This window comes from Vibrio navarrensis, assembly GCF_015767675.1.
Lineage (GTDB): Bacteria > Pseudomonadota > Gammaproteobacteria > Enterobacterales > Vibrionaceae > Vibrio.
In genome coordinates this window covers 2,528,174-2,546,603 of record NZ_CP065217.1, presented here as the reverse complement: position 1 = coordinate 2,546,603, position 18,430 = coordinate 2,528,174, and the positions used below count along the sequence as shown (strand labels likewise).

Annotated in this window: 19 protein-coding genes; all 19 read left to right on the top strand. The window is 50.0% G+C overall.

Features of this window, described 5'->3' with window-relative positions:
- The first annotated feature begins 10 nt into the window (after positions 1-10).
- The 19 genes from fliS to flhB all read left to right on the top strand — a co-directional run bounded on the left by fliS (position 11) and on the right by flhB (position 18,402).
- The gene (fliS, locus tag I3X05_RS12120; protein WP_039437165.1) at positions 11-421 is read left to right on the top strand and encodes a flagellar export chaperone FliS; all 411 of its coding nucleotides are present in this window, start codon (positions 11-13) and stop codon (positions 419-421) included.
- Between the two features lie 227 nt (positions 422-648).
- Complete coding sequence (locus I3X05_RS12115) at positions 649-2,112, top strand: sigma-54 dependent transcriptional regulator (RefSeq protein ID WP_193157791.1); 1,464 nt, start codon at positions 649-651, stop codon at positions 2,110-2,112.
- 121 nt (positions 2,113-2,233) lie between these two features.
- Positions 2,234-3,277: a sensor histidine kinase gene (locus I3X05_RS12110; RefSeq protein WP_045570484.1), complete on the top strand. Its 1,044-nt coding sequence runs from the start codon at positions 2,234-2,236 to the stop codon at positions 3,275-3,277.
- Between the two features lie 18 nt (positions 3,278-3,295).
- The gene (locus tag I3X05_RS12105; RefSeq protein ID WP_045570485.1) at positions 3,296-4,708 is read left to right on the top strand and encodes a sigma-54-dependent transcriptional regulator; all 1,413 of its coding nucleotides are present in this window, start codon (positions 3,296-3,298) and stop codon (positions 4,706-4,708) included.
- A 120-nt stretch (positions 4,709-4,828) separates the two neighbouring features.
- The gene (gene fliE / locus I3X05_RS12100) at positions 4,829-5,140 is read left to right on the top strand and encodes a flagellar hook-basal body complex protein FliE (protein WP_045570550.1); all 312 of its coding nucleotides are present in this window, start codon (positions 4,829-4,831) and stop codon (positions 5,138-5,140) included.
- Between the two features lie 76 nt (positions 5,141-5,216).
- Positions 5,217-6,902, top strand: coding sequence for a flagellar basal-body MS-ring/collar protein FliF (gene fliF / locus I3X05_RS12095; RefSeq protein WP_139046334.1), 1,686 nt, complete (start codon positions 5,217-5,219; stop codon positions 6,900-6,902).
- A complete protein-coding gene (gene fliG / locus I3X05_RS12090) occupies positions 6,895-7,950 on the top strand; it encodes a flagellar motor switch protein FliG (protein ID WP_045570487.1) in 1,056 nt (351 codons plus the stop codon). Before fliF ends, fliG begins: the two co-directional genes overlap by 8 nt.
- Positions 7,951-8,007: 57 nt before the next feature.
- A complete protein-coding gene (gene fliH, locus I3X05_RS12085; protein ID WP_045570488.1) occupies positions 8,008-8,805 on the top strand; it encodes a flagellar assembly protein FliH in 798 nt (265 codons plus the stop codon).
- Positions 8,805-10,124 (top strand): flagellar protein export ATPase FliI, encoded by a 1,320-nt coding sequence (fliI, locus tag I3X05_RS12080; protein ID WP_045570489.1) that lies wholly within the window; start codon positions 8,805-8,807, stop codon positions 10,122-10,124. Before fliH ends, fliI begins: the two co-directional genes overlap by 1 nt.
- 6 nt (positions 10,125-10,130) lie before the next feature.
- A complete protein-coding gene (gene fliJ, locus I3X05_RS12075) occupies positions 10,131-10,574 on the top strand; it encodes a flagellar export protein FliJ (protein WP_045570490.1) in 444 nt (147 codons plus the stop codon).
- 91 nt (positions 10,575-10,665) lie between these two features.
- A complete protein-coding gene (locus I3X05_RS12070; protein WP_193157790.1) occupies positions 10,666-12,876 on the top strand; it encodes a flagellar hook-length control protein FliK in 2,211 nt (736 codons plus the stop codon).
- Between the two features lie 36 nt (positions 12,877-12,912).
- Positions 12,913-13,413: a flagellar basal body-associated protein FliL gene (gene fliL / locus I3X05_RS12065; protein ID WP_193157789.1), complete on the top strand. Its 501-nt coding sequence runs from the start codon at positions 12,913-12,915 to the stop codon at positions 13,411-13,413.
- Positions 13,414-13,420: 7 nt separating this feature from the next.
- Entirely contained in the window at positions 13,421-14,467 is a 1,047-nt protein-coding gene (fliM, locus tag I3X05_RS12060; RefSeq protein ID WP_045570493.1) for a flagellar motor switch protein FliM, read from the top strand.
- A 27-nt stretch (positions 14,468-14,494) separates the two neighbouring features.
- A complete protein-coding gene (gene fliN, locus I3X05_RS12055) occupies positions 14,495-14,905 on the top strand; it encodes a flagellar motor switch protein FliN (protein WP_039430179.1) in 411 nt (136 codons plus the stop codon).
- Position 14,906: 1 nt separating this feature from the next.
- Positions 14,907-15,326 carry a flagellar biosynthetic protein FliO gene (fliO, locus tag I3X05_RS12050; protein WP_193157788.1) on the top strand — a complete coding sequence of 140 codons (420 nt, stop codon included), beginning with the start codon at positions 14,907-14,909 and terminating at the stop codon, positions 15,324-15,326.
- Positions 15,327-15,366: 40 nt separating this feature from the next.
- The gene (gene fliP / locus I3X05_RS12045; RefSeq protein WP_413470433.1) at positions 15,367-16,185 is read left to right on the top strand and encodes a flagellar type III secretion system pore protein FliP; all 819 of its coding nucleotides are present in this window, start codon (positions 15,367-15,369) and stop codon (positions 16,183-16,185) included.
- A gap of 12 nt (positions 16,186-16,197) precedes the next feature.
- The gene (gene fliQ / locus I3X05_RS12040) at positions 16,198-16,467 is read left to right on the top strand and encodes a flagellar biosynthesis protein FliQ (protein ID WP_045570496.1); all 270 of its coding nucleotides are present in this window, start codon (positions 16,198-16,200) and stop codon (positions 16,465-16,467) included.
- A gap of 12 nt (positions 16,468-16,479) precedes the next feature.
- Positions 16,480-17,262 carry a flagellar biosynthetic protein FliR gene (gene fliR, locus I3X05_RS12035; protein ID WP_039430170.1) on the top strand — a complete coding sequence of 261 codons (783 nt, stop codon included), beginning with the start codon at positions 16,480-16,482 and terminating at the stop codon, positions 17,260-17,262.
- Positions 17,263-17,271: 9 nt separating this feature from the next.
- Complete coding sequence (gene flhB / locus I3X05_RS12030) at positions 17,272-18,402, top strand: flagellar biosynthesis protein FlhB (protein ID WP_045570497.1); 1,131 nt, start codon at positions 17,272-17,274, stop codon at positions 18,400-18,402.
- The last annotated feature ends 28 nt before the right edge of the window (positions 18,403-18,430 follow it).

Here is an 18,430-nt window from a genome sequence, read left to right as displayed (position 1 = left end):
GAGGAATACTATGCGCGGTTCATTACAGGCTTACAAAAAAGTTTCAGTGGATAGCCAACTCAGTGCAGCGTCCCCGCATAAAGTAATTCAAATGCTGATGGCCGGTGCGATTGAGCGTCTGATCCAAGGCAAAGCGGCAATGCAGGCGGGTAATATTCCGGTCAAAGGCGAGCGTCTGGGTAAAGCGCTTGACATCATCATTGCGCTACGTAGCTGTTTGTCGATGGACGATGGTGGTGATATTGCACGCAATCTTGATCAATTGTACGAGTTCATGATCACGCAAATTTCCAACGCCAACCACAAAAACGATCCTCAACCAATTGATGATGTTATCGACATTATTCGTGAGATTAAGTCAGCTTGGGACCAGATTCCGAACGAATATCACAATTTGACCGCCGCCGCAGTTGGGATCTGATGTGATATCAAACTTTTAACCGAGCTCACACCACGTAATTGCTTGGTTGCCTTATTTTTTTATTCAAATAAAATAGAAGCCATTACTAGTCCTAATGGCTTTTTTTGTTGCTGATTTTTCTGTTTTGTCTATCGTTAGTTGAGTGAAGTTGATAAAACGCTCACTTATTACCGTATCTCAAGATCTGGCCGCAACATACCATAAAACAAAGGCAATTATTCGTACTTATGCAAGGTTTGGCAAAGCTGCTTGTAATCGAAGATGATGAAAAAAATCGTCTCAATTTAAGCAATATATTGGAATTTGTTGGGGAAAATTGCGAAGCACTCCCTTCTGCTCAGATAGAAAGTGTTGATTGGTCAACGGTATGGTCGGGTGTGATCGTTGGCTACGTGCATGATCGTTCACTGGCAGCGGTGATGGCTAAGCTCCACTCGGCACATCATATCCCTTTACTGGTTATGGGCGATTTCGCGCATCCGGTTGACGACATGCCAAACTTGATTGGTGAACTGGAAATCCCGTTAAATTACCCGCAACTCAGTGAAGCGCTGAGACACTGCAAAGAGTTTCTTGGCAGAAAAGGAGTCAATGTTGTTGCTTCTGCGCGTAAGAATACCCTTTTCCGTAGCTTGGTTGGTCAAAGTATGGGCATCCAAGAAGTGCGTCATTTGATCGAACAGGTGGCGGATACGGAAGCCAACGTACTGATTCTAGGGGAATCGGGCACGGGCAAAGAAGTGGTTGCGCGTAATATTCATTACCATTCTACACGTCGCAACGGCCCTTTTGTGCCGATCAACTGCGGTGCTATTCCGCCTGATTTGTTGGAAAGCGAGCTGTTTGGTCATGAAAAAGGCTCATTTACTGGGGCATTAACCACCCGCAAAGGCCGCTTTGAGTTGGCCGACGGTGGCACCATTTTCTTGGATGAAATTGGTGACATGCCAATGGCGATGCAAGTCAAACTCTTACGCGTGCTGCAAGAGCGTTGCTTTGAACGCGTCGGAGGCAATGCGACGTTAAAAGCGAATGTGCGTGTCATCGCCGCCACACATCGCAATCTGGAAAGCATGATCGACGACGAAAAATTCCGTGAAGATCTCTATTACCGGCTGAACGTTTTTCCAATTGAAATGCCCGCATTGAAAGAGCGCAAAGAAGATATCCCGCTTTTGTTGCAAGAGTTGATGAGACGTTTGCAAGCCGAGGGTGGACAGCCTATCTGTTTCACTCCCAGAGCGATCAACTCCCTGATGGAGCACGACTGGCCCGGTAATGTGCGTGAGCTCGCCAATCTGGTCGAGCGTATGGTGATCCTCTATCCCAACAGTTTGGTGGATGTCAATCACTTGCCAACCAAGTATCGCTACAGTGATATCCCAGAGTTTCAGCCGGAGCTCTCTTCGTTTGCTTCCGTTGAGGAGCAGGAACGAGATGTGTTGGAGGATATTTTTTCTGAGAATTTTGATTTTTCTGAGAAAAGCGACTTTGACAGCAATCTTAACGCGCCGCAGTCTCTTCCGCCGGAAGGGGTAAACCTAAAAGAGTTGTTGGCAGAGTTGGAAGTGAACATGATTAACCAAGCGCTAGAAGCGCAAGGTGGTGTGGTCGCGCGTGCGGCGGACATGCTTGGGATGCGTCGGACGACATTAGTTGAGAAAATGCGTAAGTACAACATGCAGCGTTAACATCTTTTGATGCGTCAACTTCTTGTCTCTTTGTTAATGTATTGAAAAATATAAACAATAGCCTGGCATGCATTTTGCGTGACAGGCTATTGTAGTTTTATAGGCGAGAATTCGACACTCCATGGATAACCTCATCAATCAGTCTCACTTAGATTCGGTAGAAAGTCAGGTAGAACGTTACAAACAGGTTTTGGATGTGATGCCTGCGGGTGTTATTTTGCTCGATACCCAAGGGGTGGTCAGAGAAGCCAATCCCGAGGCGCATCGTATCCTGCAAGTGCCACTGGTGAACGAAAAGTGGTTTTCTGTTATTCAAGCCGCATTTGCTCCGCGTGACGATGATGGACACGAAGTGTCGCTGCGTAATGGGCGTAAAGTGCGCTTGGCGATCTCGGCCTCTGCAACGGGCCAATTGATTCTAATTACCGACCTCACCGAAACTCGCTTGTTACAGTCACGAGTGAGTGATTTACAACGCTTGTCATCGCTTGGCCGAATGGTGGCTTCACTGGCCCACCAAGTTAGAACCCCTCTTTCGAGTGCTATGCTTTATGCATCGAACTTGGGGGCACCCAATTTGCCCACTGCTACGCGGGAGCGTTTTCAATCCAAGTTGATGGATCGCTTGCAAGATTTGGAAAAGCAGGTCAATGATATGTTGTTGTTCGCCAAGGGGGGCGACAATAAAGTCATCAAACCGTTTACTATCGAGCAACTGGTGAGTGAATATCAACCGATGGTCGAAACAGCGCTACGTAGTAACCAGATTGACTACTGCCAAGAAGTAGAAGGTGAGCAGACGCAAATACTCGGTAATGTGAATGCCATCGCTTCTGCTTTGAGTAATCTGGTGATGAATGCTATCCAGATCGCCGGAAAAGAAGCCCAGATCGATGTCTATTTCCGCCCGGTGAATGGCGAGCTGCGCATTTCGGTGCAAGACAGCGGCCCGGGCGTACCCAAAGAATTACAAAACAAGATAATGGAACCCTTTTTCACTACTCGCTCACAAGGCACCGGCCTTGGCTTAGCGGTCGTGCAAATGGTATGTCGTGCTCATGATGGACGGCTAGAACTACTTTCTGAAGAGGGCGATGGCGCGTGCTTTACCATGTGTCTACCTCTTGAGCGCACTCAGCTTGCTTCGACGGAAGCAGAGAATTAACCACATTGGAGATCTGAAATGGCTCAAAGCAAGGTGTTAATCGTAGAAGACGACGAAGGTCTGCGCGAAGCGCTGGTCGATACATTGGCATTAGCGGGGTATGAATGGCTCGAAGCGGATTGCGCCGAAGATGCGCTACTCAAACTCAAAGCCCATTCGGTGGATATTGTGGTCTCTGACGTACAAATGGCCGGCATGGGAGGGCTCGCGTTATTGCGCAGCATTAAGCAAAATTGGCCAAATTTGCCTGTGTTGCTGATGACAGCGTATGCCAATATTGAAGACGCCGTGTCAGCGATGAAAGAAGGGGCGATTGACTACATGGCCAAGCCTTTCGCGCCAGAAGTCTTGCTCAACATGGTCAGCCGTTACGCCCCTGTCAAGTCGGACGACAATGGTGACGCCGTAGTGGCGGATGAAAAGAGCTTACGACTGCTTGCGCTGGCCGAAAAAGTGGCGCGCACCGACGCCAACGTGATGGTGCTTGGCCCAAGTGGTTCGGGCAAAGAAGTATTGTCGCGTTACATTCACAATGCGTCGCTGCGCAAAGACGGGCCATTTGTCGCGATTAACTGTGCCGCGATCCCGGATAACATGCTAGAAGCCACCTTGTTTGGCTACGAAAAAGGGGCGTTCACTGGTGCCGTACAAGCTTGCCCGGGGAAATTTGAACAGGCGCAAGGTGGCACGATTCTACTAGACGAGATCAGTGAAATGGATCTCAACCTACAAGCCAAACTGCTGCGTGTACTGCAAGAGCGAGAAGTCGAGCGCTTGGGTAGCCGCAAGAGCATCAAGTTGGACGTGCGCGTCCTAGCCACCAGTAACCGTGACTTAAAGCAGTATGTTTCCGAAGGGAATTTCCGAGAGGATTTGTATTACCGTCTGAATGTTTTCCCATTGACTTGGCCTGCGCTACGTGAGCGCCAAGGGGATATCGTACCGCTCGCCAAACATCTGGCAGAGCGTCACTGCATGAAACAGGGGATTGCGGTGCCTCGTTTCTCACCTCAAGCGCTGGACAAACTCACTCATTATCCTTGGCCGGGTAACGTGCGCGAGCTAGACAACGTGGTGCAGCGCGCCCTCATCTTAAGTGAAAACAGCGATATCGAGCAGGATCATATCCTGTTAGAAGGGGTGGACTGGCAAGATGCCAACAGTTTACAAAATGTGGTGCAGCAGACCAGTGATGCCGTAGTGCCGGACGTCAAACTGGTCGCGCAGCCTGATGCGTTTAGCCGTAGTATCGTTGGCGTAGATAGCTTAGGTAGCGAATTACGAGATCAAGAGTATGCCATCATTTTAGAGACTTTAATTGAATGCCAAGGTCGCCGCAAAGAGATGGCGGAAAAACTGGGTATCAGCCCGCGAACGTTGCGCTATAAGTTGGCTAAGATGCGTGATGCTGGTATCGATATCCCGGGATGAGAGCTCGCTGTTGGTCAGTTTAGTCAAGAAAGGGTAAACTGTGTCTTTGGTATGGCATGCTAATTGCGTTGTCAATATTACAGCGAAGTGTCTGGTCAAACTTTTGGCGTTGAGGTGAAGATGAGAATTGACGGATTACAAGGTGAAATGCGCGCCATGATGTTAGAGGCGACCAACGCATCTGCGCCAGCGACGGGGGCGAAAGTCAGTGCTGATTTTGGCAATATACTGAGTCAGGCCATCAATAATGTGAACGCGTTGCAGAAGTCATCCAGTGATTTGCAAACCCGTTTTGACCGCGGCGATGCGGATGTATCGCTTTCTGATGTCATGATTGCCAGGAACAAATCCAGTGTGGCGTTTGAAGCCACCTTGCAGGTAAGAAACAAGCTTATTGAGGCATACAAAGACCTCATGAATATGCCAGTCTGAATTTAGGTAGTACATTGTGGCTGAAGAGAAGAAATCAACGGATCTGACGGTGACTGATGGAGCATCCAACAACGCCATGGTTGCTCAATCAGACATGGATCTCGACGGACAAAACCCAGATTTGGATGAGCGCAGTTCATCCAAATTTGATATGGCCGTTGGTGATCTTGATCTGTTGCGTCAGATTGTTCTTGTGGTTTCCATTTCCATTTGTGTGGCGCTGATCGTCATGTTGTTTTTCTGGGTAAAAGAGCCAGAAATGCGTCCGTTGGGAATTTTCGAAACCGAAGAGCTGATCCCGGTTCTCGATCATCTCGATCAACAAAAAATCAATTACAAACTCGATGGCAACACCATTTTGGTGGAAGCCAGCGAATTTAACTCGATTAAATTGGATATGGTTCGCTCGGGACTGAATCAAAATACCCAAGCTGGTGATGATATTCTGCTGCAAGACATGGGTTTTGGCGTTTCTCAACGTCTAGAACAAGAACGTTTGAAACTCAGCCGTGAACGACAGCTAGCCAAAGCCATTGAAGAGATGAAGCAAGTGCGCAAAGCGCGTGTATTGCTTGCCCTGCCTAAGCAAAGCGTGTTTGTGCGCCACAATCAAGAGGCTTCCGCTTCGGTATTTTTGACGTTAGGCACAGGTGCCAACCTCAAACAGCAAGAAGTGGATTCGATTGTCGACATGGTGGCGAGCGCCGTACCGGGCATGAAAACCTCTCGCGTCACCGTCACTGATCAACATGGTCGATTGCTTAACTCCGGTTCACAAGATCCAGTTTCCGCAGCTCGGCGTAAAGAGCAAGAGCTAGAGCGCAGTCAAGAGCAGATGCTGCGAGAAAAAATTGATTCCGTGTTGATCCCCATTTTGGGTTTTGGCAATTATACCGCGCAAGTTGATATTGAAATGGACTTCAGTGCGGTCGAGCAAACGCGAAAGGCGTTTGACCCCAATACCCCAGCCACGCGTAGTGAGTACGCGTTAGAAGATTACAACAACGCCAACATGGTGGCGGGTGTGCCGGGCGCACTCAGCAATCAACCGCCGGCAGATGCCTCTATCCCGCAAGATGTCGCTCAAATGAAAGACGGGTCGGTGACGGGCCAAGGTTCGGTACGTAAAGAGTCGACGCGGAACTTTGAGCTCGATACTACCATCAGTCATGAACGAAAGCAGACAGGTATCGTGACGCGTCAGACGGTGTCAGTGGCGATCAAAGATCGCGCAGCGCTCAATCCGGATAACGGCAATGTCACCTATACTCCTCGTAGCGAAGCGGAAATTAATGCTATCCGCCAAGTGCTGATTGGTACGGTAGGTTTTAACGAAAACCGTGGCGACTTACTCAATGTATTAAGTATGCAGTTTGCTGAACAGGAACCTGAAAAGCTGGCTGACGTACCGATTTGGGAACATCCAAACTTCAACGACTGGGTGCGCTGGTTCGCAAGTGCCTTGGTGATCATTGTGGTGGTGTTGGTGTTAATTCGTCCAGCGATGAAGAAACTGCTCAACCCTGCTAGTGACGATGAAAACGAAATGTACGGGCCTGATGGTCTGCCGATTGGCGCCGATGGTGAAACCAGCTTGATTGGCAGTGACATCGAAAGTAGTGAGTTGTTTGAATTTGGGTCAAGCATCGACCTGCCAAATCTGCACAAAGATGAAGATGTGTTGAAAGCAGTGCGTGCATTGGTTGCAAACGAGCCTGAGCTGGCGGCTCAAGTTGTGAAGAATTGGATGACAAATGGCTAACGAAATTGCAAATCAGGAAGCAAACGGCGAGATGGATTCAACAGGAATCGATATTTCGACCATCACTGGCGAAGAAAAAGCAGCGATTTTGCTGCTGAGCCTCAATGAGCAAGATGCGGCAGGCATTATCCGTCACTTGGAACCGAAACAGGTTCAGCGGGTGGGCAGTGCCATGGCGAAAGCCAAAGATCTCAGCCAAGACAAAGTATCGGCGGTGCACCGAGCGTTTCTGGAAGATATCCAGAAATACACCAACATTGGTATGGGCAGCGAAGACTTCATGCGCAATGCGCTCATCGCGGCACTGGGTGAAGACAAAGCCAATAACTTGGTTGACCAAATCCTTCTCGGCACAGGCTCTAAAGGTCTGGATTCCTTGAAGTGGATGGACCCAAGACAAGTGGCGAGCATCATTGTTAACGAGCACCCACAAATTCAAACGATTGTATTGTCCTATCTGGAAGCGGATCAATCAGCGGAAATCATCTCCCAGTTCCCAGAGCGGGTACGCTTGGATTTGATGATGCGTATCGCTAACTTAGAAGAAGTTCAACCGTCTGCACTGGCAGAGCTGAATGAAATCATGGAGAAGCAGTTTGCTGGTCAAGCGGGTGCGCAGGCGGCGAAAATTGGCGGCCTGAAAGCAGCGGCTGAAATCATGAACTACCTCGACAACAACGTCGAAGGCTTGTTGATGGAGCAAATACGCGATCAGGACGAAGATTTGGCAACGCAGATCCAAGATCTGATGTTCGTATTCGAGAACCTCATCGAAGTGGACGACCAAGGTATTCAGAAGTTGCTGCGTGATGTTCCTCAGGATGTGCTGCAAAAAGCACTCAAAGGCGCCGACGATGGTTTGCGCGACAAGATCTTCAAGAACATGTCGAAACGTGCTGCTGAGATGATGCGCGACGATATCGAAGCGATGCCGCCAGTGCGGGTAGCCGACGTGGAAGCCGCGCAAAAAGAGATCCTCGCTATCGCAAGGCGACTGGCCGACAGTGGCGAAATTATGCTCTCCGGTGGCGCAGACGAGTTCCTCTAATCGACAATTTCCTCGCCCCGTTTCGGGGCGTTGTTTTCTGTACAAAGGTGTAAATGCATGGCGGAAAGAAAACGTGGTTTTATTCGTCCTGGCGAAGATGACGCGGTTCCACAGCCAAAACGCTGGGGCTTGCCGGATTACGGTGCTGAGGTAAACAAACAAGCGAAAGAGACCGCTTTTAACTATGACCCCGGCTGGATGCCCGACTTTGAGAAAGCAGAAGAAGAGCCAGTTCTTGAATTAACCGAAGAACAAATTGAGCTCATAAAGCAAGGGGCTTATCAGGAAGGGTTGTTTCAAGGTCAAGAGGCTGGCTTCAAACAAGGTTTTGAAAAAGGCAAGGAAGAGGGCTTTGCGGTCGGTCAAGCAGAAGGTTTAGAACAAGGCAAAGCGGAAGGCATTGCCGCCGGCGAAGATCATGTGAAACAACAAGTTGAAACGTTTGTTAACCTTGCCAATCAATTTGCTCAGCCGCTTGAGCTGATGAGTAACCAAGTCGAAAAGCAACTGGTGGACATGGTGCTTTGTTTGGTGAAAGAGGTGGTTCACGTTGAGGTGCAAACCAACCCGCAGATCATTCTTGATACCATTAAAGCCTCGGTAGAGAGCTTACCTATCTCTGGTCATCCCATCACGTTGCATCTTAACCCTGAAGATGTCGACATTGTCCGTTCCTCATACGGTGAAGACGATCTGGCGTTTCGTAACTGGACACTGGTCTCTGAGCCGTCACTCAATCGTGGCGATGTGCAGATTGAAGCTGGCGAGTCGAGCGTCAGCTATCGCATGGAAGAACGCATCAAACACGTGATACAAAATTTCTGTGGCACCAATCGTCACCACGGGGGCGAATAATGATTTCGCTGGCGGAGCGACTGAAAAGTTACAAAGTGCAAGGGTTGACTACACGCCCAGTTGCCGCTGGCAAATTGGTGCGCGTGATTGGTTTGACATTAGAAGCGACCGGTTGTCGCGCGCCTATCGGCAGCCTCTGTTTGGTCGAGACGATGACTGGGCAAATGGAGGCCGAAGTGGTTGGCTTCTCGGGCGATAACCTGTTTTTGATGCCCAGTGAGCAGATCACGGGAATTTTACCCGGCGCTAAAGTGACGCCATTAACAGGTGAAAGTGGTTTGCCCGTAGGCATGGAGCTGCTTGGCCGAGTGATTGATGGTGTGGGCAATCCGCTTGATGGATTGGGGCCGATTTATACCGAGCATCGTGCTTCTTTCAATGCCCAACCTATGAATCCTTTGACGCGCAAACCGATCACAGAGCCTTTGGATGTCGGATTAAAAGCGATTAATGGTTTGCTGACCGTCGGGAAGGGGCAGCGTATCGGGCTATTCGCCGGTTCTGGTGTCGGTAAATCGGTCACGCTTGGAATGATGACGCGTGGCACCACGGCGCAAGTGGTGGTGGTTGGGCTGATTGGTGAGCGGGGACGAGAAGTGAAAGAGTTCATCGAGGAGATCCTCGGAGAAGATGGTCGTAAACGTTCTGTGGTGGTCGCCGCGCCTGCGGATGCTTCGCCACTGATGCGCCTCAAAGGGTGTCAAACAGCCTTGACGATTGCTGAATACTTTCGTGATCAAGGGCTGGATGTATTGCTGCTGATGGACTCTCTGACACGTTTTGCACAGGCGCAGCGTGAAATCGCACTGTCCGTCGGCGAGCCGCCAGCGACGAAAGGTTACCCACCGTCGGTTTTCGCTAAGTTACCTGCGCTGGTTGAACGTGCGGGCAATGGTGGGCCACAACAAGGTTCGATTACCGCCTTTTTTACTGTGCTTACCGAGGGCGACGACTTACAAGATCCGATAGCTGATGCGTCGAGAGCGATTCTCGATGGTCACATCGTATTGTCACGTGAAATGGCCGACGCGGGGCATTACCCTGCCATCGACGTTGAAAAATCGGTCAGTCGTGTGATGCCGCAGATCACCACCGACGAGCATGTGTTGATGTCTAAAGCCGTGCGGCAAATTTTGTCTATTTGTCGAAAAAATCAAGATCTGGTGTCAATCGGTGCCTATAAGCCGGGAACGGATCAAGCCATCGATAGCGCCTTCACCCTCAAACCAAAATTGGACGCCTATTTGCAGCAGCAAATGAAAGAGACGGTACCGTATGCCATGTGTGTCAACATGCTAAAAAACGTGTTGGGAGTGTAATCACTGATGGAAAACGCGATGGACTTTCTGCTTGAGCAGGCCAAAGAGAGGGAGAACCAAGCGGTTCTGACCTTAAACAAAGCGAAAGCCGAATTAGAAAGTTACTACCGGCAGGTGGAGCAGATCGAAAAGTACCGCCTCGACTACTGCCAGCAACTGGTCGAGCGCGGAAAAAATGGTTTGAGTGCCAGTCAGTTTGTCCATCTCAATCGCTTTCTCAACCAGCTTGACGAAACGCTGGCAAAACAGCGCGGAGCAGAAGCACACTTTAAACAGCAAGTTGAAAATAGTGAGCACTACTGGTTAGAGGTGCGCAAGCAGCGCAAATCCTATGAATGGATGATCGAAAGAAAGCAACAAGAAAAACAGAAAGCCGAAGCCAAACGAGAACAGAAGCAAATGGACGAGTTTTCGACCCTCAGTTACGCTAGACGCAAATCGCATTATTAGCCAGCTCTCAAAATGGCGTGTTTCTTGCAGGTCAATTGCCTAAAATCCCTACTGACGCTTATCCAATGAGTGCTGCGAAGAGACTGTGACTATGAATGTAAATCTGCAATCGGTATCTATAACAGGTAAAACAGCAGGAACGACAACTGAAGCTTCAAGCAAAGAAGTCACTGGCGAGGTGGCCGAATCAGGCGGTTTTCTTCAAACTCTCGCCAAAGTCTTTTCTGGGCAAACGGACGACAAGAAAGCCGACAAAACTGACAGCAGCGTTAAAGATGGGGCTCCTCTCAAAGCAGACAATCTAACCGCTGAATCTGAAGTCACACAAAACAGTGAAGAAGAAGTTGTCGATGGCGCTTCGCTTGAAGACGCGCAAAGCAGTGATGAATTGTTGCAGGTGGGAAAGACGCAAACGGATGGCTCTGTCCAGTCGGGGGGACAGGTATCGTCTGCAGGGCAGGGCGAAACTCTAGCGTCAACATCCTCCCCCAAAACTCAAATAACCAATGATGTTGCAGCAGATGTAGGGTTAACCAAGGGCAGTTCCTCGACAAAATCTGGCAGCGACAAACAAGCGATGCAAGAGAGCATCATGCATGAAGGCTCAAAAATTCTCGGCCAGTTGGAGCAGGCTAATGCCACTTTGCAGCCTAAAAACGGTGGCAAAGCATTGCCGACAAAAGCAGTCGCCGAGGCAGTGTCGCCTCACAATTCAGCGGATCTATTGCCGAGTCGTCAGTTAGAGGAAGGCGATGCGACGGCGCTTCAAAGTCAATCGTTTTCGGCAGAGCAAGCGGCCGTATCGCCTCAAAATTCAGCGGATCTATTGCCGAGTCGTCAGTTAGAGGCAGGCGATGCGACGGCGCTTAACGCAAATGCGCTCACCGCAGAACAGGTCGCATCTGTGCCTGGCTCAGCACAAGTTGGTGTCAGTCACCAAAGCGCAGAATCTTTGCCGCCTTCTGCAACAAATTCGCTTCAATCCCCACAGACTCCGTTGGCGCAGTTACAGCCTCAGGCGCTGTCAGCGTCTAGCATCGCCGCAGGATCTTTGCCGCCGGAAACTCTTACTTCTGATCCTGCTATGGCCGCTCAAATGACCAATGGGCAAATTGAGTGGCACGCAACTGCCGGGTTGCAGATGCAAGCACAAGATGAGATTCCGCTACACCTTCAGCAGCAAGTTGACTCTGAGCTGCCAGTGATGCTAGTTCCTGCGCCGCGTTTAGCCGAGATTGAGCAAAAGTTGGCGACCGAGCAAGCGCTCAATGGGGAAGATCAACAGATCCTGCAAGGACTACTTGATGGCCAACTGCAAGCCGACGATCCCGCGGTGCTGGCCGCTTTACCCGCACTAAGCACTGTGCTGATGGCGGCAAGCAATGCTGAGTTAAGTACGGTGCGAAGTGCAAACGGAGTAGCCAACGAGCCTCAAGCTGCAATTGACTGGAACCAACCTGCGCCGATAGATAACGCGCACAGTGCGAAAGAGAGCGGCGCAAAACTTGCCGCAACCACCACCGCGCTCTCTCAGGCGGTGCATAGCGCTTTGCAAAACAGCCAACCAGCAGCCCAAGCGTTAGTGACGCCGCAGCCAACCAGCGACAAGTCACCCGCAGCCGCGCTGCCTGATGGCTTAGCGCCGAATGCAATGGCCGCGCTGCAGAGTACTGTGCAGCCCAATGTAGCGCCCGCAAAAGGGCTACAAGCAGCGTTGGCGGCCAGTGGTTTGACGGCGCTGAAAGGAAAATCAGCCAACGAGCAGAGCAGTGAACGTGCGACCAACACCACCCAAAGCAGTCTCTACAGTGCGCAAGGCTCGCCAACCACGAGTGGGCAATTACGCACCGAAGCCGCTTCACAAGTATCGATGCAACTCACGCGTGAAATGGCCAGTGATCAGGTTGCGGAAAAAGTGCAGGTGATGATGTCCAAAAACCTGAAGAATTTGGATATTCGTCTTGACCCTCCTGAACTGGGGCGGATGCAGATCCGCATGACCATGAATAACGATTTGGCCCATGTACATTTCACGGTGACCAACCCACAAGCACGTGAGATGATTGAACAAACCTTGCCTCGCCTGCGAGAAATGTTAGCGCAGCAAGGCATGCAATTGGCGGACTCTTCGGTACAACAGCAGTCATCTGGTCAGCAGCAGCGACAATACTCTGCTGATGGACAAGACAATGGGCAACAAACCGGCAGATTTGCTTCAGGTAATGATGAAAATCTTGAGCCTGAGATGAAACTTGATGTAAATGTGGCATCAAAGCGTGATGGAATCAGTTTTTACGCATAAAATACAAGTTGTTAAGGTTACGGGATAAAACAGATCATGGCAGAAGAACTACAAACGGGTGAGGAAGCACCGAAAGGCAAAGGCAAACTTCTCATTATCATCGTCGCTGCGGTGGTGTTGTTATTGGGCGGCGGTGGTGCGGCGTTCTTTTTAATGGGCTCCGATTCAGCAGAAGAGGCGGAGACCAAAGAGCAGGTCGAAGTGAAACCTAACGAAAATCCGGTCGCTTACGTCAATATTGCTCAGCCATTTGTCTTTAATGTCACTGGCGATAGCCGGGATCGCATGGTGCAAATCAAAGTCCAATTAATGGTGCGCGGCTCAGAAAACGAAAACCTCGCACGTTACCATTCACCTCTGATTGAAAGCTCGCTGCTATCCACTTTTGCCTCGGCGACGGTGGATCAGCTTCGCTCACCAACTGGGCGTGTTGAACTGCGCGATAAAGCGACAGAAGATATTAAGGCGGCGCTGACCAAGTCGGTCGGTCAGCCAGTGATTGAGAAAGTTCTGTTTACCGATTTTGTGATTCAGTAGGTATCGTGTGACTGATTTATTAAGCCAAGACGAAATTGATGCGCTGCTCCACGGGGTCGATGATGTCGATGATGTCGATGAGCCGATAGATAACGACCGAGACGGCGCGGTTAACTTCGACTTCTCCTCGCAAGATCGCATCGTCCGTGGCCGCATGCCGACGCTGGAGCTTATCAACGAACGTTTTGCCCGTCATATGCGCATCAGCCTGTTCAATATGTTGAGAAAAACGGCGGAAGTGTCGATCAACGGCGTACAGATGATGAAGTTCGGTGAATATCAGAACACCTTGTACGTACCAACCAGTTTGAACATGGTGCGTTTTCGACCCTTGAAAGGCACGGCGCTGATTACCATGGAAGCGCGTTTGGTGTTTATTCTGGTGGAGAACTTCTTCGGTGGTGATGGCCGTTTCCACGCTAAAATTGAAGGGCGCGAGTTCACGCCTACCGAACGACGCATCATTCAGTTGCTATTAAAAATCGTTTTTGAAGACTACAAAGAAGCATGGTCACCTGTGATGGGGGTAGAGTTTGAGTACCTCGACTCTGAAGTGAACCCCAGCATGGCCAACATCGTCAGTCCGACGGAAGTGATTGTGGTAAGTTCGTTCCACATTGAAGTCGACGGTGGCGGCGGCGATTTTCACGTGGTCATGCCTTATTCGATGGTGGAACCGATCCGTGAACTGCTGGATGCGGGGGTGCAATCGGATAAGATGGAAACCGACGTACGTTGGAGCTCCGCTTTACGCGAAGAAATCATGGACTGTCCGGTGAACTTTCGCGTCAATTTGCTCGAGAGAACCATTTCTCTACGAGATTTGATGGAGCTTCGCCCTGGTGACGTCATTCCGATAGAAATGCCCAAACATGCGGTGATGTTTGTTGAAGAATTGCCAACCTATCGCGTCAAAATGGGCCAGTCTAACGACAAGTTGGCCGTGCAGATTTCACAAGAAATTGAGCGCCCGCATGTGGTGAAAACCGATTTAACTTTCTTGGGTAAGGACATCATGTCTGAGCTTGAAAGTGACGATGATAATGAAGATTGATAACGAAAATGAAAACAGGATATGACTATGGCATCAAGTGAAGATGAGAAGCTGGCAGCAGAGTGGGCGGCGGCTCTGGGTGAAGACCCTTCCGCGCCTGATGTTGACATCGATGAAGTGATGGCCGCGCCGCTGGAAGAGCTGAAAGATACGTCAAAGCCTATCACCGCTGATGAGCGACGTAAACTCGACACCATCATGGACATTCCCGTGACCATCTCGATGGAAGTTGGGCGCTCACAAATCAGTATCCGTAACCTGCTGCAACTCAACCAAGGCTCGGTGGTTGAGCTTGACCGCTTGGCGGGTGAATCTTTAGATGTGTTGGTCAACGGCACATTGATTGCGCATGGTGAAGTCGTGGTGGTGAACGACAAGTTTGGTATTCGTCTCACGGATGTGATTAGTCAGACGGAACGCATCAAGAAACTGCGCTGATATGATGAGTCCGATGACAAACAAAGTACGGCTGATAAGCGCGTTAGGAGCACTGAGCGGGTTGTTCAGTGCTCCTCGTGTTTGGGCCGCGTCTAGCGCACCAGAGCTTAATCTGGCGACCACCTTTGGTTCGTTGTTGCTGGTGATCGCCTTTATTTTATTGCTGGCATGGCTAATGAAACGCCTGCAAGCTCCGGCGTTCGGTCAGCAACATGGGCTAAAAATCGTCAGCCAGATAGCGGTTGGTACTAAGGAACGGATTGCGGTGGTGCAGGCGGGTGAGGAGCAATTTTTGGTCGGGATTACCGCGCAGTCGATCCAACTGATTGCCCGTTTAGAACAGCCGTTAAAACAGGAGGAACTGGTTAAGAGTGCCTTTGCGTCCCAATTTAGCCAGTTACTAAAAAAGCATGAACAGTAAACACTTTTTCCCTTCTTTGTGGCTGACCTTATGGCTACTGATGTTGTCACTGCTCGCTCCCCTGGCGCTGGCTCAAGCGGAGGAAACGTCGCTGCCGGATAATCTGGCAGCGGGCAGCAGCGTTACCCTCTCCGAGATGAAAAATGGTTCTGCGCAAAGTCGCAGCATGAGCGTAGGACAAGGGGGTGGCATTCCCGCATTCACCATGACCACCAATCCAGATGGCAGCGAGGACTACTCGGTTACGCTGCAAATTCTTGCGCTCATGACCATGCTGGGCTTCTTGCCTGCCATGGTGATATTGATGACCTCTTTTACCCGGATTGTGGTGGTGATGTCGATATTGCGCCAAGCGATGGGCTTACAACAGACGCCATCAAACCAAGTGATTATTGGCATCGCGCTGTTTTTGACTTTCTTTATCATGTCTCCGGTGATCAATGAAGTGAATGAACAGGCGGTGCAGCCCTACTTAAATGAGCAACTGACGGCGAGACAAGCGTTTGATGTCGCTCAGGGACCAATCAAAGCGTTTATGCTCAAGCAAACCCGCGTCAAAGATCTGGAAACCTTCGTCAATATGTCGGGGGAGCAGGTGGCTAACCCGGAAGATGTATCGATGGCGGTATTGATTCCTGCGTTTATTACCTCGGAACTGAAAACGGCATTTCAAATCGGTTTTATGCTCTTCCTGCCCTTTTTGATCATCGACTTGGTGGTTGCATCGGTGCTGATGGCGATGGGTATGATGATGCTCTCACCAATGATTGTTTCGCTGCCGTTTAAATTGATGCTGTTTGTGCTGGTTGACGGATGGAATCTTATTCTGACAACGCTGGCTGGCAGTTTCGCCTTATAGCAGGGAGAGAGCATGACACCTGAAATATTTGTTGAGCTATTCCAGGATGCACTATGGATGGTATTGGTCATGGTCTGTGCCATCATTATTCCCAGCTTATTGGTCGGTTTGATTGTGGCGATTTTTCAAGCGGCTACCTCGATCAACGAACAGACGTTGAGCTTTTTGCCACGTCTTATCATCACTCTATTGGCTTTGATGCTGTTTGGTCACTGGATGACACAGATGATGATGGAGTTCTTTTTCTCGTTGATTGAACGTCTGCCTCAGGTCCTGTATTGACGGGGTGATGAGATGGAGTATCCAACCACAATCATCCTTGACTGGATAGCCAACTACTTCTGGCCTTTTGCGCGAATCTCATCCATGTTGATGGTGATGACCGTCACTGGGGCGCGTTTTGTTTCGCCACGCATCCGCCTTTACCTCAGTCTGGCGGTGACGTTTGCGGTAATGCCAGCACTCCCCGCGGTACCACAGGAGATAGAACTGCTCTCTTTTCAAGGCTATCTGACGGTGTTTGAACAAATCGTGATTGGCGTGGCGATGGGAATGGTGACGCAGTTTTTGATTCAAACCTTTGTTATGCTTGGCCAAATATTGGGTATGCAATCAAGCCTTGGTTTTGCTTCAATGGTTGACCCGGCCAACGGGCAAAACACCCCTTTGCTTGGTCAATTGTTTATGTTTTTGGCGACCATGTTTTTCCTCGCCACCGACGGGCACTTGAAAATGCTGCAACTGGTGGTGTTCAGTTTTAAAACCTTGCCGGTAGGTCTCGGCTCGCTCAATGCCGTGGACTTTCGCGAACTCGCACTCTGGCTTGGCATCATGTTCAAAGTCGCGCTCAGTATGTCGCTCTCCGGCATTATTGCCTTGCTGACGATTAACCTCTCGTTTGGGGTGATGACACGTGCTGCGCCACAGTTAAACATTTTCTCGCTCGGTTTTGCTTTCGCGTTGCTCGTGGGTTTATTACTCTGTTGGTATATTCTTGCTGGCCTTTACAGCCACTATGAACTGTACTGGATAGAAGGTGAAGAACAGATTTGCCGCTTTATTCGGCTAAATTGCTAGGAGGCTGAATTGGCAGAGTCAGACGGTCAAGAACGTACCGAAGATGCCACCCCCCGACGATTACAACAAGCAAGAGAAAAAGGCCAAGTTGCGCGCTCGAAAGAACTTGCCTCGGCTTCTGTGCTTATCGTAGGGGCAGTGGCACTGATGTGGTTTGGTGAGCCTTTAGCTCGCGCTCTATTTAAGATCATGGGGCGGCTTTTTGATCTCACCCGAGAAGAAATTTTTGACACTGGGAAACTGCTGGATATTGCAGGTGGTGCAATAACGGCTTTGCTTGTGCCGCTGCTGTTGATCCTCATTACGCTTTTTATTGCCGCTGTCATAGGGGCTGCTGGGGTGGGGGGCATCAGTTTTTCTGCTGAAGCCGCTATGCCTAAGCTGTCTAAAATGAATCCGCTGAGTGGCTTAAAGCGCATGGTTGGCTTACAGAGTTGGGTGGAGCTGATCAAATCGATTCTCAAAGTAGGTCTTGTGACTGGCGTGGCCATCTATCTCATCCAAGCTTCGCAAGCCGACTTGATTCAACTGAGTATGGATGTTTATCCACAGAATATTTTTCACTCGCTCGATATTTTGCTCAATTTTATTTTGCTGATCAGCTGCTCCTTGTTAATCGTCGTGGCCATCGACATTCCGTTTCAGATCTGGCAACACGCTGATCAGTTAAAAATGACCAAGCAGGAAGTGAAAGACGAGTACAAAGACACCGAAGGTAAACCGGAAGTCAAAGGCCGCATTCGGATGTTGCAACGAGAAGCGGCGCAGCGCCGCATGATGGCTGATGTGCCAACCGCCGATGTTATTGTCACCAACCCGGAGCACTTTTCGGTTGCGCTGCGCTACAAGCAAGGGACTGATCGCGCGCCAGTGGTGGTTGCCAAAGGCTCTGATCACATGGCGATGAAGATCCGAGAGGTGGCTCGTGAGCATGATATTTACATTGTGCCAGCACCGCCGTTAGCGCGTGCTCTCTATTACACCACTGAGCTTGAGCAAGAAATTCCTGAAGGGCTGTTTACTGCAGTCGCGCAGATTCTAGCCTACGTATTCCAGCTCAAACAGTATCGCAGACGTGGTGGGCACAGGCCAAAACTACAGGATTACGATCTACCCATTCCACCGGATATGCGCCACTAAGTATTCAATTTAAAACGATTTGTGCAGT

What these genes read in the sequence shown, in the direction of transcription:
- fliG (WP_045570487.1), top strand. Translation starts at nt 6,895, where the DNA reads ATGGCTAACGAAATTGCAAATCAGGAAGCAAACGGCGAGATGGATTCA.
- I3X05_RS12110 (WP_045570484.1), top strand. Translation starts at nt 2,234, where the DNA reads ATGGATAACCTCATCAATCAGTCTCACTTAGATTCGGTAGAAAGTCAG.
- I3X05_RS12070 (WP_193157790.1), top strand. Translation starts at nt 10,666, where the DNA reads ATGAATGTAAATCTGCAATCGGTATCTATAACAGGTAAAACAGCAGGA.
- fliR (WP_039430170.1), top strand. Translation starts at nt 16,480, where the DNA reads ATGGAGTATCCAACCACAATCATCCTTGACTGGATAGCCAACTACTTC.
- fliF (WP_139046334.1), top strand. Translation starts at nt 5,217, where the DNA reads ATGGTTGCTCAATCAGACATGGATCTCGACGGACAAAACCCAGATTTG.
- fliO (WP_193157788.1), top strand. Translation starts at nt 14,907, where the DNA reads ATGATGAGTCCGATGACAAACAAAGTACGGCTGATAAGCGCGTTAGGA.
- fliI (WP_045570489.1), top strand. Translation starts at nt 8,805, where the DNA reads ATGATTTCGCTGGCGGAGCGACTGAAAAGTTACAAAGTGCAAGGGTTG.
- fliE (WP_045570550.1), top strand. Translation starts at nt 4,829, where the DNA reads ATGAGAATTGACGGATTACAAGGTGAAATGCGCGCCATGATGTTAGAG.
- I3X05_RS12115 (WP_193157791.1), top strand. Translation starts at nt 649, where the DNA reads ATGCAAGGTTTGGCAAAGCTGCTTGTAATCGAAGATGATGAAAAAAAT.
- fliN (WP_039430179.1), top strand. Translation starts at nt 14,495, where the DNA reads ATGGCATCAAGTGAAGATGAGAAGCTGGCAGCAGAGTGGGCGGCGGCT.
- fliS (WP_039437165.1), top strand. Translation starts at nt 11, where the DNA reads ATGCGCGGTTCATTACAGGCTTACAAAAAAGTTTCAGTGGATAGCCAA.
- fliL (WP_193157789.1), top strand. Translation starts at nt 12,913, where the DNA reads ATGGCAGAAGAACTACAAACGGGTGAGGAAGCACCGAAAGGCAAAGGC.
- fliH (WP_045570488.1), top strand. Translation starts at nt 8,008, where the DNA reads ATGGCGGAAAGAAAACGTGGTTTTATTCGTCCTGGCGAAGATGACGCG.
- fliP (WP_413470433.1), top strand. Translation starts at nt 15,367, where the DNA reads ATGTTGTCACTGCTCGCTCCCCTGGCGCTGGCTCAAGCGGAGGAAACG.
- I3X05_RS12105 (WP_045570485.1), top strand. Translation starts at nt 3,296, where the DNA reads ATGGCTCAAAGCAAGGTGTTAATCGTAGAAGACGACGAAGGTCTGCGC.
- fliQ (WP_045570496.1), top strand. Translation starts at nt 16,198, where the DNA reads ATGACACCTGAAATATTTGTTGAGCTATTCCAGGATGCACTATGGATG.
- fliJ (WP_045570490.1), top strand. Translation starts at nt 10,131, where the DNA reads ATGGAAAACGCGATGGACTTTCTGCTTGAGCAGGCCAAAGAGAGGGAG.